The organism is Embleya sp. NPDC005575 (assembly GCF_040605455.1).
Classification (GTDB): Bacteria; Actinomycetota; Actinomycetes; order Streptomycetales; family Streptomycetaceae; genus Embleya.
On the sequence record NZ_JBEXCV010000077.1, the window covers coordinates 23143 to 39782 of the forward strand.

General features: G+C 71.1%; 15 protein-coding genes, 1 tRNA gene and 1 pseudogene. 4 read left to right on the top strand and 13 right to left on the bottom strand.

Features of this window, described 5'->3' with window-relative positions:
- Window positions 1-287 precede the first annotated feature (287 nt).
- A complete protein-coding gene (locus ABZS54_RS24375) occupies window positions 288-1376 on the top strand; it encodes a MerR family transcriptional regulator (RefSeq protein WP_355539871.1) in 1089 nt (362 codons plus the stop codon).
- Between the two features lie 229 nt (window positions 1377-1605).
- On the opposite strand, the gene ABZS54_RS24380 is transcribed toward ABZS54_RS24375, so the two are convergent.
- Entirely contained in the window at window positions 1606-2709 is a 1104-nt protein-coding gene (locus ABZS54_RS24380; protein ID WP_355539829.1) for an epoxide hydrolase family protein, read from the bottom strand.
- Here ABZS54_RS24380 and ABZS54_RS24385 point away from each other — a divergent pair.
- Window positions 2684-3244 (top strand): helix-turn-helix domain-containing protein, encoded by a 561-nt coding sequence (locus ABZS54_RS24385; RefSeq protein ID WP_355539831.1) that lies wholly within the window; start codon window positions 2684-2686, stop codon window positions 3242-3244. The genes ABZS54_RS24380 and ABZS54_RS24385 overlap by 26 nt on opposite strands.
- Window positions 3245-3439: 195 nt before the next feature.
- Here ABZS54_RS24385 and ABZS54_RS24390 read toward each other — a convergent pair whose 3' ends face one another.
- Both ABZS54_RS24390 and ABZS54_RS24395 read right to left on the bottom strand, forming a co-directional pair.
- The gene (locus tag ABZS54_RS24390) at window positions 3440-4462 is read right to left on the bottom strand and encodes an NUDIX hydrolase (RefSeq protein WP_355539833.1); all 1023 of its coding nucleotides are present in this window, start codon (window positions 4460-4462) and stop codon (window positions 3440-3442) included.
- Between the two features lie 557 nt (window positions 4463-5019).
- Window positions 5020-5102, bottom strand: a tRNA-Tyr gene (locus ABZS54_RS24395).
- A 170-nt stretch (window positions 5103-5272) separates the two neighbouring features.
- Between ABZS54_RS24395 and ABZS54_RS24400 the strand changes: the two genes are divergently transcribed.
- A complete protein-coding gene (locus tag ABZS54_RS24400) occupies window positions 5273-5761 on the top strand; it encodes a YajQ family cyclic di-GMP-binding protein (protein WP_026217952.1) in 489 nt (162 codons plus the stop codon).
- Window positions 5762-6127: 366 nt separating this feature from the next.
- Here ABZS54_RS24400 and ABZS54_RS24405 read toward each other — a convergent pair whose 3' ends face one another.
- The 10 genes from ABZS54_RS24405 to ABZS54_RS24450 form a co-directional block, all read right to left on the bottom strand.
- A complete protein-coding gene (locus ABZS54_RS24405; RefSeq protein ID WP_355539836.1) occupies window positions 6128-7108 on the bottom strand; it encodes a glycosyltransferase family A protein in 981 nt (326 codons plus the stop codon).
- A gap of 215 nt (window positions 7109-7323) precedes the next feature.
- Entirely contained in the window at window positions 7324-7728 is a 405-nt protein-coding gene (locus ABZS54_RS24410) for a YccF domain-containing protein (RefSeq protein ID WP_355539839.1), read from the bottom strand.
- A 159-nt stretch (window positions 7729-7887) separates the two neighbouring features.
- Window positions 7888-8748: a zinc metalloprotease HtpX gene (gene htpX, locus ABZS54_RS24415; RefSeq protein WP_355539842.1), complete on the bottom strand. Its 861-nt coding sequence runs from the start codon at window positions 8746-8748 to the stop codon at window positions 7888-7890.
- A 168-nt stretch (window positions 8749-8916) separates the two neighbouring features.
- A complete protein-coding gene (locus ABZS54_RS24420) occupies window positions 8917-10506 on the bottom strand; it encodes an NADH-quinone oxidoreductase subunit N (RefSeq protein WP_355539845.1) in 1590 nt (529 codons plus the stop codon).
- 1 nt (window position 10507) lies between these two features.
- Complete coding sequence (locus tag ABZS54_RS24425; protein WP_355539848.1) at window positions 10508-12019, bottom strand: NADH-quinone oxidoreductase subunit M; 1512 nt, start codon at window positions 12017-12019, stop codon at window positions 10508-10510.
- A gap of 52 nt (window positions 12020-12071) precedes the next feature.
- Window positions 12072-13964 carry an NADH-quinone oxidoreductase subunit L gene (locus ABZS54_RS24430; RefSeq protein WP_355539851.1) on the bottom strand — a complete coding sequence of 631 codons (1893 nt, stop codon included), beginning with the start codon at window positions 13962-13964 and terminating at the stop codon, window positions 12072-12074.
- Window positions 13961-14284, bottom strand: a complete 324-nt coding sequence (gene nuoK / locus ABZS54_RS24435) for an NADH-quinone oxidoreductase subunit NuoK (protein WP_355539854.1) — start codon at window positions 14282-14284, stop codon at window positions 13961-13963. The genes ABZS54_RS24430 and nuoK overlap by 4 nt, the downstream gene beginning before the upstream one ends.
- 7 nt (window positions 14285-14291) lie before the next feature.
- On the bottom strand, window positions 14292-14852 hold the full coding sequence (locus tag ABZS54_RS24440; protein ID WP_355539857.1) for an NADH-quinone oxidoreductase subunit J: 561 nt from the start codon (window positions 14850-14852) through the stop codon (window positions 14292-14294).
- Window positions 14849-15403, bottom strand: coding sequence for an NADH-quinone oxidoreductase subunit I (locus ABZS54_RS24445; protein WP_355539859.1), 555 nt, complete (start codon window positions 15401-15403; stop codon window positions 14849-14851). Before ABZS54_RS24445 ends, ABZS54_RS24440 begins: the two co-directional genes overlap by 4 nt.
- Complete coding sequence (locus ABZS54_RS24450) at window positions 15403-16359, bottom strand: complex I subunit 1 family protein (RefSeq protein WP_355539862.1); 957 nt, start codon at window positions 16357-16359, stop codon at window positions 15403-15405. The genes ABZS54_RS24445 and ABZS54_RS24450 overlap by 1 nt, the downstream gene beginning before the upstream one ends.
- Window positions 16360-16362: 3 nt before the next feature.
- Between ABZS54_RS24450 and ABZS54_RS24455 the strand changes: the two are divergent.
- A pseudogene (locus tag ABZS54_RS24455) lies at window positions 16363-16640 on the top strand (hypothetical protein); the annotation flags it as partial.

The following is a 16640-nucleotide window of genomic DNA, read 5'->3' on the forward strand; positions in this document are numbered from 1 at the left end:
CTCGGGCCGGTTGATGCCTGGGCGGGTTGGGGTTCGGGGGAGTCGGGGCTCGGGCGAGTTGAGGTTCGGGCGAGTTGGGGCCGTTGGGCGAGTCGGCGTTGACCCGGCTGGAGATCGTCCGGTCGGGGATCGACCGGCTCAGGGCGTGAGTGCGGGGCGAGCTTCGTGGCGGATGCGGAGCCTGGCCGTGGCCGGCCACGCGCGGTACGGGGAGCGAAGCGCTTGACCCTCACGTGGCGTCATGCCGCATTGTCGGTGGCGTGGAAGAGCACCTGACCGTGGGACGTGTGGCCGAGTTGGCCGGCGTGAGCGTCCGCACGCTGCATCACTATGACGAGGTCGGCCTCGTGCAGCCGTCCGCGCGGACCGCGGCCGGCTACCGGGCCTACTCGGCGGGCGACGTGGAGCGACTGCGGGAGGTACTCGCCTACCGGCGGCTGGGCTTCGGATTACGCGAGATCGCGAATCTGGTCGACGACCCGGCCACCGACGCTGTCGCGCACCTGCGCCGACTGCGCGGCCTGCTGCTGGAACAGCGCGACCGCGCCGCTGCCATGGTGACGGCCATAGACAGGGAACTGGAGGCGCGGGCAATGGGGATCAGGTCGACGCCGGAGGAACAACTGAAGGTGTTCGGCGCGCAGTTGTACGACGCCATCGGATCCGCTTACCCGGCGACGCGACGCACCGAGCCGCGGATCGCCGCGAAGGTCTGGGACGCGCTCGGGGACGCACGGACGGTACTGAACGTCGGGGCCGGCACCGGCTCCTACGAGCCCCCCGACCGCGACGTCACGGCGGTGGAACCGTCGGCGGTCATGCGGGCGCAACGTCCCGCGGGCGCGGCTCCGTGCGTGGCCGCCAGTGCGCAGAGCCTCCCGTTCGAGGACCAGTCCTTCGACGCCGCGATGGCCTTCAGCACCGTTCATCACTGGCGGGACCCGATCGCCGGGCTGCGCGAGATGCGGCGGGTGGCCCGCCGTGTGGTGGTGTTCACCTACGACGCCGGTGACGCCGGCCGGCGTGAGAGGTTCTGGCTCACCCGCGACTACCTGCCCGAATTCGCCGACCTTCTCGTCGACTGGCCTTCCCTGGCCGACCTGACCAGCGCGATCGGGGGCCGCGCGGAGCCGGTGCTCATCCCGTGGGACTGCGCCGACGGCTTCTTCGAGGCCTACTGGCGCCGGCCCGAGGCGTATTTGGACGAACACGTGCGCCGCGCGGTATCGGTATGGACCAGAGTCGGGCCAAAGGCCGAGCAGCGGGCAGTGGACAGACTCCGCGAGGACCTTTCCTCAGGCCGATGGGCCGAGCGCAACCGCGACCTCGTCGCCCTCGACGCGGCAGAACTCGGCCTCCGCCTACTCGTGGCCTGAACCATCGTCCGCGTCCCACCGAGGCGCCGGCCGAGTGGGTGTCGGCGCCCGTCGGGGATGGCGCGGCCGACGAATTCGGCCGGTTGCCGACCGTTCTCGCGCCCGACCGGGCCGAACAGGCCGCGAACGTGATCGCGCATCCGGCGGTGTGGCCGCCGCTCGACGCCATGGGCCGTGCCGGGCGCGCGGCCCATGGCGTTGCAGTGGTGGAGCGTCCGCAAGCTCCGTTTCAGCCGCCCAGCTCGACCGCACGGTGTACGTCGTCGGCGTAAGCCTCCGGCTGTTCCCAGGCTGCGAAGTGGCCGCCGGCTCGGTGTTCCACATAATCGCAAACGTTCAGGAACGCCTCGGCGTAGCTTCGCGGCTCCGGTTTGATGTCACGCGGGAACACGGAGAGCACGGTCGGCGTGTCGATCCGGTCAGGGAGGGTGACCGGTTCGACATAGGTGGTGAAAGAGGTGCCGATCGTGCCGGTGACCCAGTAGGCGGTGACCCAGGTGAGAAGCTCGTCCGGGGTGAAGGCCGACTCGTCGGACCAGGCCTCCAGTTTCTCGACGATCCATGCCGCGAGGCCGGCGGGTGAGTCGCCGAGGGCGACGGCGAGCGTGTTCGGCCGCGTCGACTGCTCCGCGATGTACCCGCCCTCGGTCCGGAACCACTGCGCCGTCCGGCCGAGGTAGGCCGCCGCGTCGGGCGCGAGCTTCGCCGGGTCCGCCGTGAGCGCACGCTGCGGGGCAACGTTCGTGAGGTGCAGGGCAGCCACCCGCTCCGGGTGTTCGGCCGCGAGGAGTTCCGCGACGGTGCCACCCACGTCGCCGCCGGACACCGTGTACCGCGAGTAACCGAGCTCAGCCAGAGCGTCCGCAACGACGCCGGCGATCCGGTCGGCCGACATGCCGGGAATGGTGAGCGGGGCCGCGAACGGGAAGCCCGGCAGAGCCGGAACCACCACGTGCGTGTCCGCAAGCAAAGGCAGGACGCGCTCGAACCGCAACACCGAGTCCGGCCAGCCATGCAGCAGCACGACGACCGGGGCACCGGGATTCGCGGACCGCTGGTGGATCACACGCAGGTCGGTGTCGCCTGCCTGCACTGTCACCCACGGGAATTCGCCGATCCGGCGCTCGTGCACGTCCCAGTCGTATCCGTTCGCCCAGCGTTCGAGCAGTTCGTCGAGGTGGGTGCCGCTGATGCCGCGCGTCCCGTCGGCGCTCCACGGGGTCGTGACACGCCGCGTCCGCCGGAGTCGGTCTCGCATCTCGTGGTTCATGTGTATCACCGTACACATGATGTGTATAGTCGTACACATGCCCTTGCGCAATGCGGCCGCCACGAAGCAGCGGATCCTGGAGCACGCACAACGCCAGTTCGCCCGGCACGGGTACGCGGCGATCACGGTCAAAGGCGTGGCCGACGCGGCCGGCGTGTCCCCCAACCTCATCACGCGCTATTTCGGCGGCAAGGATGGCCTTTTCCTGGCGGCAACCCGGGTGGAGATCCCCGTCTCCGACTCCTTCGACGGCGACCGTTCCACGCTGGGTTCGCGCCTCGCGGCGAGCATCGTCCGGCGCTGGTTCGGTGCGCCCGGGGAGGATCCGCTGCTCGCGCTGCAACGCGCGTCCGGTGAACGCCCGGAGGCGGCGGAGGCGCTGGCCGCCTTCCTCGACACGAACTCGCTGGAGCCGCTGCACCGCTACCTGCGCGACAGCGGCCTGGACGACGCGGACGCCCGCAGCCGAGCCGCAGCGATCGACGCCTTCGTGCTCGGCGTCTCGACCCGCCGCCGGGTCCTGCGTTCCGAACTCGGCGACCCCGCCGATCTCCAGGCGTGGCTGAGCGCCACCATCCAACGCCTCGCCGACGGGTGATGCACGACAGCAAGAGCAGGAAGTACTGAAACCGCGCTTCCGGCCGGCACCTGCGGTCCAGTCATCGACATCTGCCCGACCATCGCGATCGCGGCACTGCCGGCGTGACCGAGATCGTTTGAGGTGTGGGGGCAGGCTGCCGGGTGGAGGGTTCACCCGTCGCTGTCGTTCGCTGCGGATGCGGGCGCGCGCTCGCTACTCGAAGGTGATGCCCTCCGGGGGGACGTCGACTCGGCTGTCGTCGTCCAGGATCGGGACGCCGAGGCGTTCATGGGCTATGCGCTGGGCGGCGAGTACCTGAGGCAGACGCGTGTCGTATCCGTCGCCGAGGAGCACGGCGGCGCGGCGCGGGGTGACCAGCGCGCGGCTCCACGACCAGCCCGTCGCCGGGTCGGGGACGAGCGGGCCGAGTGCGGCGATCCGGGCGGCGCTGCGGGACCTGACGTCGCTGCCGTCCGGGTCGGACAGATAGCCCACGTGGGTGATCTTCCCGAGCACCGCGTTGGCCTCCTCGGCGACCTCGCGCGTCAGCGTCGCCAACGCGTCCGCGTCCTCGGGTTCGGCGCCGCCGCCGGGCAGCGCGTACCCGCCGTCCGGGTCACCGACCAAGAGAACCCGGCCCTCGGGATCGAACAGCCACCCCGCCGCCCGACCGACCGGAGTGCCGGCCGGTATCGGCTCGTCCTCGTGCCACACCCGCTCCTTCGCCGGCCGGTACTCGCGCCCGTCGACCACATACAGGCAGGCCCCCGCAGCGTACGCCTCCAACGCCGCCGAGACCCGCCGCCGCGTCCGCCCCGAAAAGCGCGGCAGCGCCTGGTCGGGGGTGAGCACATACACCGCGTCCAGTTCGGCGTCGGCCGGAGCCAGCGCCGCGACCTGCTCGTCGGTCAGCGTCGGCCCGTCGAAGAGGAAGTCGAGTACGACCCGCCCGAATGTCCCGGCCGTCGTAGTGCACACCGCGAGCAACCGGCCGACGGTGAGGTCCAGGCCCAGTTCCTCGCGCACCTCGCGTCCGGCGGCCTCATGCGGGGTCTCCCCCGGCTCGGCCATCCCGCCGGGGAGTTCCAGGCCGGGCTTGTAGTTGGGCTCCACCACCACGAGCCCACCGTGCCGATCGCGCAACAGCACCCCGGCACCCACCAGCACTCCCGGCAGGGTGGCGCAGTAGTCGATCAGGTCCTGCGATACCGGTTCGTCGTTGCCGCCCACGCTCATCCGCTCCCCCGTCGCGTCCGCCGGTAGCCGTTGTCCCATCCTGGCCGACCGGTCGAACGTACCGAATACGCGGGCTGGTGAATCGCAGCTTTTCGGCCCCGGGACAGATATATGGGGTGGCGAATTTATGGGGTGGCGACCCACCCACGCGCCCCCGATGAGCACGATGCCGCACATCCGTCCACGTCGGTTCACCCGGGCGGCCCTGCTCGCGTCGGCGTCATCCCACTGCTGTCCGCAGGTTCCGCCCAGGCGACCTTCCTCCGTCCCCGGCCTGGCCGGCATCACCCCAGTCGGCCACGGAGCGCTACGGCCGGCCCGCCGTGCTCGGCGCGGCCCCGGCCACCGACCGCGGCCTCGACGGCCCCCGCGGACGCCATCGACCGCTCCATCACCCAGGGCACCCACCGCGAGATCCCGCCCACCCACCGAACCAACCCCCCGGACCGCGCAACCCGGCTCCGGGGCCGTTCGCCACCCGAGCCGACGCCCCGAGCCCACACAACAAAAAACGGCCCCCGACCAAAACCTCTGGTCGGAAGCCGTCTTTCACGGTGTGGCGGGTGTTGGGTTCGAACCAACGTAGGCATACACCGGCAGATTTACAGTCTGCTCCCTTTGGCCGCTCGGGCAACCCGCCGTGTGCGCCTTGCGGCGCGACGGGACAACAATAGCGGACCATCGGGGGTGCTTCGCCACTCGGTATCGGATCGGGTGGGCGGCGTGCGGTCGGAGTCGGGGTCGTGGGGAACGCTCTAGGCTGGGTTGCCTTCACTCCCACTCAGTTCCCACAGAAAGCGATTCCGAGCCTTGGCTGACTCCTCTTTCGACATCGTGTCCAAGGTCGACCGTCAGGAGGTCGACAACGCGCTGAACCAGACCTCGAAGGAGATCGCGCAGCGGTTCGACTTCAAGAACGTCGGCGCGCACATCGGCTGGACCGGCGAGCAGATCGAGATGCGCGCCAACTCCGAGGAGCGCGTGAACGCGATCCTCGACGTGTTCCAGGGCAAGCTGATCAAGCGCAGCATCTCGCTCAAGTCGCTCGACGCCGGTGAGCCGAAGGCGTCCGGCAAGGAGTACAAGATCTTCGCGTCGATCCAGGAGGGCATCTCCCAGGAGAACGCGAAGAAGGTCTCCAAGATCATCCGCGACGAGGGCCCCAAGGGCGTCAAGGCGCAGATCCAGGGTGAGGAGCTGCGGGTCTCGTCCAAGAACCGGGACGACCTTCAGGAGGTCATCGCGCTGCTCAAGGGCAAGGACCTGGACTTCGCGCTGCAGTTCGTGAACTACCGCTGATCGAGGCCGTCGGCCTGCGGTGGCGCGCGGCGGCGCGGCGGCCGCGGGCTCGGCGGTACCGGGTCGAGGGCACAGCGGGGACGGATCGCCGGCGACGGTGGGTCCGCGGTCCCCGCTGTGCCCTTCATGCCGCCCGGGCCGCGACAGCCCGTCCCACACACGGGGATGGCGGACCCGCGACCGGCGAGGGGCCCGTGACGGACGGCCGGCAACCCGCGCGCGACGACCGACCCGCCACCCACGACGGGCAATCCGCGCCCGGCACCCCGCGACCGGTCGGCGATCGCCCCCGCGACCCACAACCCCGACCGGCAGCCCCGACCACCGGGCCGCGCACCCGCGCGCCGCGCGCACCCACCCCCGCCGCTACCGCTGCACCCGCTCCACCAAAGGCCCGCAGGCGTCGATCGTCGGGGTTGCCGTGCCCGTCAGGGCCGCGGACAGGCGGGTGGGGACGGTGTCCTCCTCCAAGCGGCCGGTGAAGCCCGCGTGGAGGACGCGGAGGGCGTCCTCGTAGGCGAACGGGGCCAGGTGGGCGCCGGTGGAGAGTTGCTCCCGGGCGATTGCGAACATGGTCAGGGCGTGCCGGCGGAAGCGGGCGACGCGGCCGGTGGGCGGCACGGGCCAGCGGGCAATGATCGTGCGGTAGGTGTCCTCGTACCGGTCCAGCGAGTCGAGTTGGGCCGCCGCGCCGCCGGACAGGCTCGAATCGGCGGGTTCCCGGTGGTAGACCACGCCGGGCTCGGACAGCCGGGCGAACGACCAGCCGCGGTCGTGCACCAGGCGCAGCCACAACGACCAGTCGACCAGCAGTGGCAGCTCGGGGTCGAAGCGGAACCAGGACGCGGGCGCGGTGTGCGCGGGATTGCGCGCGACCACGGCGGTGGTCGGCACGAAGTTGGCCACCGAAAGCATGTCCGGGTCGTAGGGGAAGTCGTAGTGGTACGGGCTGCCCGGCGTCTCGCCCGGCATCGCACGGTCGCCGCTGAGGATGCAGTCCGCGTAGATCGCGTCCGAGCCGGTGCTCTCCAGCGCGGCCAGGGCCCGGTCGAGGTGGCCGGGCAGGTACATGTCGTCGTCGTCGAGGAAGGCGACGAAGCGCCCGGTGGCGATCTCCAGGCCGGCGTTGCGTGCCGCCGCCGGGCCGCGCGAGCGCGGGAAGGAGAGCAGCCGCACGGTCATTCCCCGGACGCCCAACGGCAGCACGCCCGCGACGTCCGCGCCGCCGTCGTTGACCACGACGACCTCGATGTCGCGCATGCCCTGGAGGACCACACTGCGCAGGGCATCGGCCAACAGGGCCGTGCGGTCCCGGGTCGGAACGATGACACTGACCGTCGCCGCCACGGCAACCTCCGCGCTTCCCGGTGTGGGTCTGCTTCCCGGTGTGGGTGTAGTGGATCCACCCGTGCCTACCGGGACATATCGACACACCGAGAGCGCGGCTACAGCGGTTGGCTCGGGTCTCCCTCGTACGAGATCACGCGATTGGCCTGTCCGGGCTCAGTAACCGCCCGACCGGCCATCACCACGACCGGCGAGCACCGAGCCCGTCCGCCCGCTCAGACGCCCACGTGCATCGGGTCGTCGGTCGAGACGATCTCGCGGCCCAGCGGGGTGAGCGAGACCGGGATGAGCTTGAAGTTCGCCAGGCCCAGCGGGATACCGATGATGGTGATGCACAGGACGAGGCCGGTGAACAGGTGCGCGAGCGCCAGCCACCAGCCGAAGAGCACGATCCACAGGATGTTGCCGAGCATCGACCCGGTACCGGCATCGCGCCGCCACTCCACCCGGCGGCCGAACGGCCACAGGGCGTATGCCGCGATCCGCCAGGATGCGATGCCCAATGGGATGGTTACGACGAGGAAGAACAACAGGAAGCAGACGATGCCGGCGATGGCGTAGCCGATGGCCAGCCACAGGCCGGAGAACACGAGCCAAATGATGTTCAGGACAGTTTTCACGGACTTGTTCTACCCCGCCCTGGGGCCCCTGACGTCCTCCACAGGGCTGACGATCCCCCGATCAGCCCGCGCCCGAGTCCGCCCACCACCCGGAATGCGTCACCCCGGCCCGGCCCCTCCGCCGGCCCCCGTCCACCAACCGTCGCGCCCCCGACCGCCTCAGTGCCCCGCCATCGTCTCGAGCCGGGCGATCCGGTCCGCCATCGGCGGGTGCGTCGAGAACAGCTTGCTCATCCCGCCCGCGCCGCGTCGGAACGGGTTGGCGATCATCAGCGAGCTGGTGGTCTGCAACTTCGGCTCCGGTGGCAGCGGCAGCGCCTGGGTGCCCGCGTCCAGCTTGCGCAGCGCGCTCGCCAGCGCCATCGGGTCACCGGTGAGCCGGGCCCCGGAGGCGTCCGCCTGGTATTCACGCGAACGACTGACCGCCAATTGGATGACACTCGCCGCCAGCGGGCCCAGGATCATGATCGCCAGCATGCCGAACAGGCCGGGCCCGTCGTCGTCGTTGCTGCGACCGATCGGGATCAACCATGCGAAGTTGACCAGGAACATGATCACACTGGCCAGCGCACCGGCCACCGACGAGATCAGGATGTCCCGGTTGTAGACGTGCGACAGCTCGTGCCCGAGCACCCCGCGCAGCTCGCGCGCGTCCAGGATGCGCAGGATGCCGGTCGTGCAGCACACCGCCGCATTGCGCGGATTGCGGCCGGTGGCGAACGCGTTGGGCGCCTCGGTGGGCGAGATGTACAGGCGCGGCATCGGCTGCCGGGCGTCGTTGGAGAGTTCGCGCACGATCCGGTACAGCTCGGGGTTCTCCGCCTCGCTGACCGGGCGCGCGCGCATCGAGCGCAGCGCGATCTTGTCGCTGTTGAAGTAGGCGTAGCCGTTCGTGGCCAGGGCCACGAACAGGGCGATGATCAACCCGGTCCGACCGAAGAAACTGCCGACGACCAGGATGAGCGCCGACATGCCGCCGAGCAGTACGGCGGTCTTCAGTCCGTTGTGCTGGCCGTGCACGGCAGAGTCCTCTCGCAAGCGTCCCAGGGGTGACAATGCGGGCCCGCGCGGAGTATCCGCCGGCTTGTCGCCCTCTGCCCGTTGTCTCTTCTTTCGCAACGGGACAACGCCTCGCAGAGTTCCCTCCCGAGGCGGGCGTAACCCCCGCCCCGGGACCGGAACCGCAGGTCAGCCGAGCAGTCCCGGCACGGTGAGCACGTGCAGCACCAGCTGTGGCGCGACCGAGAGCAACACCCCGAGCGCCCCGGTGAGCACCAGCGCGGCAACCAGCGGGAGCGGTGTCCGGACGCGGCCGGCGATGCCATCGACGCCGCCGACGACACCGCTGCCCGGGCCGCCGTCCGTACCGGCCGCGCCGGACGGGCTCGGCAGCCCCGGCACGGCGGGAGCGAACAACTGCGCGGTCCAGGCCAGGTAGTAGTACAGACCGATCACCACGTTGACCGCCATCACCACCGCGAGCCAGCCGGTGCCGGAGTCGATCACCGCCTGGAACACGGTCACCTTCGCGAACAACCCGGCCAGACCCGGTGGAACGCCGGCCAGGCACAGCAGGAAGAACGCCATCGCCGCGGCGCCGACCGGGCGCGAGCGAAACAGCGCGCGGTGATCGGAGACCAGGCCGCCGCGCTCGCGTGCCACCAGGGTCACCACCGCGAACGCGCCCAGGTTCATCACCGCGTACACCGCGAGGTAGGCGACCGCCGCGGGCAGCGTGTCGGCCAGGTCCTCGCCGTGCCCGGCGGCCGTCCCGAACGGGACCAGCACATAGCCCGACTGGGCGATCGAGGACCACGCCAACAGGCGCACCGCGTCGGTCTGCCGCAGTGCGGCCAGGTTGCCCGCGGTCATCGTCACCGCGGCGAGCACCGCGAGCGCCGGACCCCAGATGTGCGCGTACGGCCGGAAGGCGATGCCGGCGACCAGGAGCAGTCCGGCGAATCCGGCGGTCTTGGAGACCACGGACAGGTAGGCGGCCACCGGGATCGGCGCACCGCGATAGGTGTCCGGCACCCAGAAGTGGAACGGCACCGCCGCGACCTTGAACGCGAACCCGACCATGGTCAGCACCGCGCCGGTCGCGGCCACCATGGTCAACCGCGGATCCAGGTGCTCCAGGTCGCCCGCGATCCTGGCCAGGTGCACGCTGCCGGTGCTCCCGTAGACCAGGCTCACGCCGAACAACATCACCGCCGTGGCGGCCACGGACAGCAGGAAGAACTTCAGTGCGGCCTCGCCGCCCTGGCCGTCCCGGCGCAGGCCCACCAGCGCGAACGCGGGCAGCGACAACGTCTCCAGGGCGACCACCAGGGTCAGCAGGTCGCGCGCGCCGGCCAGGACGACCGCGCCGGTCACCGAGGACAGCAGCAGGAAGTGGTACTCACCGGCGGGCACGTCGCCCTCGTCGCCGTCCTCGGCCGGCCGCGTCCTCGGCGTCGACAACATCGGCATCGACAGCAGCACGACCACGAACGCCGAGCCGAGCAGCACCAACTGGAGCACCAGGGTCAGGTCGGTGACCATGTACGAGCAGCCCGACGGCGAGCAGAACGTGCCGCGCGCATCGGAGTCGTCCGTGCGCAGCGGCACCAACAGCACCAGCGCCGCGCCGAGTCCGATCAGGGTGAGCCAGGGCAGCACGGCCTTGCGCGCGCCCTCCAGGAACAGGTCCGCGAGCAGCACCACGAGCGCGGCGACCGCGACGGCGACCACCGGCCCGATCGCGAGCCAGTCGATCGACTGGACGTCGAACGGCATGTCAGCTGCCTCCCATGAGGGCACGCACGGCCGGGTCGGTGATCGCGAGCACGGTGGCCGGCCACAGTCCGGCGAGCAGGGTGAGCGCGACGAGCGGGGTCCACACCACGACCTCGCGGCCGGTCACGTCCACCTCCGGCCGGCCCGTCGGGGCCTCGCCCGCAGGGCCCATGCACAACCGGCGGACCAGGCCGAGCATGTAGGCCGCGGTCAGCACGGTGCCCAGGCCGGCCAGGACCAGGAAGGTCCGATAGCCGCCGGTGGACAACCCGGCCGCCGGCTCGTACGCGCCGTACATCGCGAGCAGTTCGCCCCAGAAGCCGGCCAGCCCGGGCAGCCCGAGCCCGGCCACCGCGCCGAACGCGACGAGCGCGCCGAGTCGAGGGGTGCGCCCGTACATCCCGCTACCGAGTCGGCCGAGCAGTGCGGTGCCGTGCCGGTCCTTGACCGCGCCGGCCAGGAAGAACAGCAGGCCGGTGACCAGGCCGTGGCCGATGTTGACGAACAGCGCGCCGTTGATCCCCTGCGGGGTGAGCGTGGCGATGCCGAGCAGCGCGAAGCCCATGTGGCCCACCGACGAGTAGGCGATGATGCGCTTGAGGTCGCCGTCCGGGTCGCGCAGCAGGGCCAGGCACACCAGCGAGCCGTACACGATGCCGACCACGCCGAACGCGGCCAGATACGGCGCGAACGTCTCGGCGCCCTCCGGCAACATCGGCACCGCGATCCGAATCAGGCCGTACGTACCCATCTTGAGCAGCACACCGGCCAGCAGCACGGAGCCGGCCGTCGGCGCGGCGGTGTGCGCGTCGGGCAGCCAGGTGTGCAGCGGCCACATCGGCACCTTGACCGCCAGGCCCAGGCCGATCGCCAGGAACGCCAGCACCTGGACGCCGTGCGACATGCCCACGCCGTGCCGGTCGGCGAGTTCGACCATGTCGAAGGTGCCGGTCTTCGCCTGGATCAGCAGGAAACCGAGCAGCATCACGGCCGAGCCGAGCAGCGTGTACAGGATGAACTTGTACGAGGCCGGACCGCGTTCGCCCGGACTCCCCCAGCGGTTGATGAGGAAGTACATCGGGACCAGTACGACCTCGAAGAACAGGAAGAACAGGATCAGGTCGAGCGCCGCGAAGGTACCCAGCGTGCCGGTCTCCAGGAGCAGGAACAGCGCGACGAACGCACGGGAGTCGCCGCCGGGCGGAATGTTCCACAGGCTGTGCACGGCGACCAGCAGCGTGAGCAGCGCGGTGAGCAGCAGCAGCGGCAGCGAGATGCCGTCGATACCGAGGTGGAAGCGCAGGCCCAGCGAGGGCGCCCAGGACACGTCGGTCTCGAACTGCATGCCGCGCCCGCGGTCGAAGCCGCACGCGAGCACGACGGCACCGATCAGGGTCGCCGCGCTCACGCCGACGCCGACCAGCCGGGCCGCGCGATCCGCGATCCCGGGCAGCAGGAGCATGGCGGCGCCGAGCAGCGGCACGGCCACGACGAGGATCAGCACGACGCTCACCGCGAGGTCTCCTGGGCATGAGAGGGCGTCGGGGGCAACGACCGACAGCGGGTCACGAGCCCACCGCCACGGCGACGGCGAGCACGACCACACCCGCGAACAGGCCGGTCAGGTAGAGCCGGGCGTTGCCGTTCTGGCCCCGGCGGATCCCGCCGCCAAGCAGCCACGCGCTCTGCGCGGCGCCCTCGACGTAGGTGTCGACGACGGCCCCGTCGGCGAACCGCGCCGCCTTGGCGGCGAGTCGGACCGGGACCAGGACCAGCGCCGCGTACAGCCCGTCCATGTCGAATCCGCGCAGCGCCGGGCCGCGCAGCGGGCCCAGCACCCGGGCCGGATCGGCGGCCCGGTCGCGCCGCCACAGGGCGGCGACCACACCGGCTCCGATCACGAACGCGACCAGCGCGAGCACCGTGGTCGGCAGGTGCGGGGCCAAGTCGTCGTAGCCCGCGTCGCTGCCGAGGGACGGCAGGCCCGGGAAGGCCAGGAAGCCGAACAGCACGGTGGGCACCGTGAGCACGATCAGCGGCCACAGCATCGCGGCGGGCGCCTCGCCCGCGTGGGTGGGCTTGGCGTAGTCCGCCGCGTCGGCATGCGCGGGCACCTCCGCGCCGGGCGCGCTCTCGCGCGCCGGCCCGAAGAACACCCGCAGCCACACCCGGGTCGCGTAGGCCGCGGTCAACGCGGCGGTGAGCAGCCCGAACACCAGGACCAGCCAGCCGGCCACCTCCGGTACCGGGCCGTGCCCGGCGGCGGTGTGCTCGGCCGCGCCGAGCACCGCCTCCTTGCTGAAGAAGCCGGCGAACGGCGGGAGACCCGCGAGCGCGGCGAGCCCGGCGGTCATGGTCCAGAACGCGATCGGCGCCCGGTGTCGCAGTCCGCCCATGCCGGCCAGCGCGCCGGTCCCGGCGACGTGGATGGCCACTCCGGCGCCGAGGAAGAGCAGCGCCTTGAAGGCACCGTGCGAGAGCAGATGGAAGACCGCCGCGTCGCGTCCGCCGACCGCGAGCCCGCCGGTCATGTAGGCGAGTTGGCCGACCGTCGACCACGCGAGCACCCGCTTGAGGTCCTCCTGGGCGAGCGCGGCCAGGGCCGAGCCGATCATCGTCGCCGCGGCCAGCACCGCGAGCACGATCAGCGTCGCGTGCGCTGCCAGGAAGGCCGGGTACAGGCGGGCCACCAGGTAGGCACCGGCGGCGACCATGGTGGCTGCGTGGATCAGCGCGGACACCGGGGTCGGGCCGGCCATCGCGTCCGGCAACCAGGTCTGCAGCGGTACCTGCGCGGACTTGCCCACGACGCCGCCGAGCAGCAGCAGGGTGCCGGCGGTGACCCACCCCGCGCCGCCCTCGGGCACCGCGGCGAGCACGTCGCGAATCCGGAACGAGTCGGCGCCCGTGGCGAGCACGAGGATGCCGATCAGGAACGGCACGTCGCCGAGTTTGGTGACCACGAACGCTTTGATCGAGGCCGAGCGGGCCGCTTCGGTCTCCCAGTGGTGGCCGATCAGGAAGTACGAGCAGATGCCCATCACCTCCCAGCCGACCAGGAGCACGATCAGGTCGCCGGTGTACACGACGAGCAACATCGCCGCGGTGAACAACGACACCAGCGCGGCGTAGGACGAGTAGCGCGGATCCTCGCGCAGGTAGGCGGCCGAGTACACCTGCACCAGCAGCGCGACCACGGTGACCAGCACCGCGGACAGCGCCGCGAGTCCGTCCACGCGCAGCCCCAGCGTGATGTCCAGGGCGCCGGTGGGGGTCAGCCGCACCGCCGACTCGCGCACGTCGTCGCCGATACCGGCGGCCACGGCGATCGCGAGCCCGGTCGCGATCAGGGCGGCGGGTACGGCGATCAGGACCGGGCGCACCCGGCGCCCGAGGAACAGCCCCAGCAGGGCCGCGAGCGCGGGCAGGCCGGTGGCCGTCGCGGCGGCGACCGTCATACCGATCCCTCCTTGTGCTCGGCGAGCTCGCGCAGTTCGGGAATGTCGGTGGTGGCCCGATTGCGGAACACCATCAGCACGATCGCCAGGCCCAGGCCGATCTCGGCGGCGGCGATGGTGATCACGAACAGGGTCAGTGCCTGACCGGCGTGCAGCGTGTCGCGCAGGTACATGTCGAACGCGACCAGGTTGACGTTGACCGCGTTGAGCATCAGCTCGATCGACATCAGCACGAGGATCGCGTTGCGGCGCGCGATCACCCCGTAGAGCCCGATGCCGAACAGCAGGACGGCGAGGACGAGCGGATAGACCAGATGCATCGCGGGGTCAGTCCTTCCGGCCCGAGTGCGCGCGCGAGCGGGAGCGGGAGAGCACGATGGCGCCGATCAGCGCGGCCAGGAGCAGCACGGACAACACCTCGAACGGCAACACCCACACCTTGAACAGGCTCTGCCCGGTGACCTCGGTGCTGCCCACGGTGTCGTCGCCCAGGTGCAGGTAGGCGGTGCGGAACGCGTCCACGATCACGGTGAGCAGAGTCGCGGTGGCGGCCGTCGCGACCACGACGGCCGGGATCCGGGCGGCGGGGTCGGCCGGTTCGGAGTAGCCGATCGGCGCCTTGGTGAGCATCAGGCCGAACAGCAGCAGCACCACGACCGCCCCGACGTAGATCAGCACTTGGACCCAGGCGATGAACTCGGCGGTGAGCAGCAGGAACTCGGCGGCGAGGCCGCCCAGCGTGACCACCAGCCACAGCGCGGCGTGCACGACCTGACGGGTGGTCACCACGAGCAGCGCGGAGCCGAGCACGACGAGGCCGATCAGGACGAAGGCGATCTCGGCGCCGGTGGGCGAGAGGAAACCGTGCTCGGTGGCGGCGAGGTTCACGGGTTCTCCTCCGCTTTCGTCGCGGCGGCCCTGGCCGCGGCCGCGGCCTTCTCCGCCTTCTCGACGGCCTTGCGGGCCTGGATCAGTTCCTTGGGGTCCTCGGCGTGCTCGTCCAGCGCGGGCGGCGGCGGGACGGTCCACATCCACTCGCGCAGCTTGTCCTTCTCGTGCGTGAGTTCGTGGATGTCGCCGGTCGCGTACTCGAACTCCGGCGACCAGAACAGCGCGTCGAACGGGCACACCTCGACGCAGATCCCGCAGTACATGCACAGCGCGAAGTCGATCGCGAAGCGGTCGAGCACGTTGCGGGTGCGGTCGCGCGCGCCGGGTTCGCGGGCGGGCACGACCTCCTTGTGCGAGTCGATGTAGATGCACCAGTCCGGGCATTCGCGCGCGCACAACATGCAGACCGTGCAGTTCTCCTCGAACAGCGCGATCACCCCGCGCGAGCGGGGCGGCAGTTCCGGCAGGACCTCCGGATAGGACTGTGTGACGGACCTCTTGGTGAGCGTCTTGAGGGTCACCGCGAGGCCCTTGGCCAGGCCCTTCATCAGGTCGCCACCTTTACCACGCCGGTCAGGACGAGTTGGCCGAGCGCGAGCGGGACGAACACCGTCCACGCGAGCTTTTGCAGTTGGTCCTCGCGCAGTCGGGGATAGCTGACCCGCAGCCAGATCACCACGAACGCGAGCACACCGATCTTGAGCAGGGTCCACAACCAGCCGACCGAGTCCGACCACGGTCCGTGCCAACCGCCCAGGAACAGCACGGTCGTCAGCGCGCACACGATCAGGATCCCGGCGTACTCGGACAGCAGGAACAGTGCGAAGCGCAGGCCGGAGTACTCGGTGTAGGCGCCGAAGATGATCTCCGAGTCGGCGACCGGCATGTCGAACGGCGGGCGCTGGATCTCGGCGAGGCCGGCGGTGAAGAACACCACGCCGCCGATCGCCTGCCAGGGCAGCCACCACCACTCGAAGCCCTCGACGATCCCAGGCAGCGACACGGTCCCGGCGGCCATCGCGACCGAGGCCGCGGCGAGCAGCATCGGCAGCTCGTAGGCCATCAGCTGGGCGGCCGAGCGGATGCCGCCGAGCAGCGAGTACTTGTTGGCCGAGGCCCAGCCGCCCATCAGCGACCCGAGCACCCCGACGCCCATCACCGCGAGCACGAACACGATGCCGGCGTCGATCGTGCGGCCGACGAAGCCGTTCGGCCCGATCGGGATCGCGATCAGCACCACGAAGTAAGGAATCAGCGCCACGGCCGGCGCGAGCTTGAACACCTTGCGGTCGGCGCCGGCCGGGACGATGTCCTCCTTCTGCGCGAACTTGACGCCGTCGGCGACCAGCTGCGCCCAGCCGTGGAAGGCGCCCGCGTAGATCGGGCCGACCCGCGCCTGCATGTGCGCCATCACCTTGTGCTCGGTCTGCCCGATCAGCAGGGGCAGCACGAGGAACGCCCCGAGCACGAGTACGAGCCGGAGGCACACGTCGAGGAGACTCACGGGGTGTCCCCTTCGGTGGACGGGCCGGGCGAACCGCTCTCACGGGGCTCGGCGGGCTCGGGTGACGCACCGGACTCGGGCGATGCGGCGGGTTTGGGCGCCTCGGGCGGCGGCGGGGCCGACGAGGCGGACTCGGGCGGTGGGACGGGCTCGGGTGACGCGGCGGGCTCGGGTGACGCACCCGACCGACCGCCGGTTTGGCTCGCCGAGCCGGCGGAGGCGCTGCGGGTGCGGCGGGCAGGTGGCCCCTCCGTCGCGGCCTGGCTCGCCGAGCCGGCCGC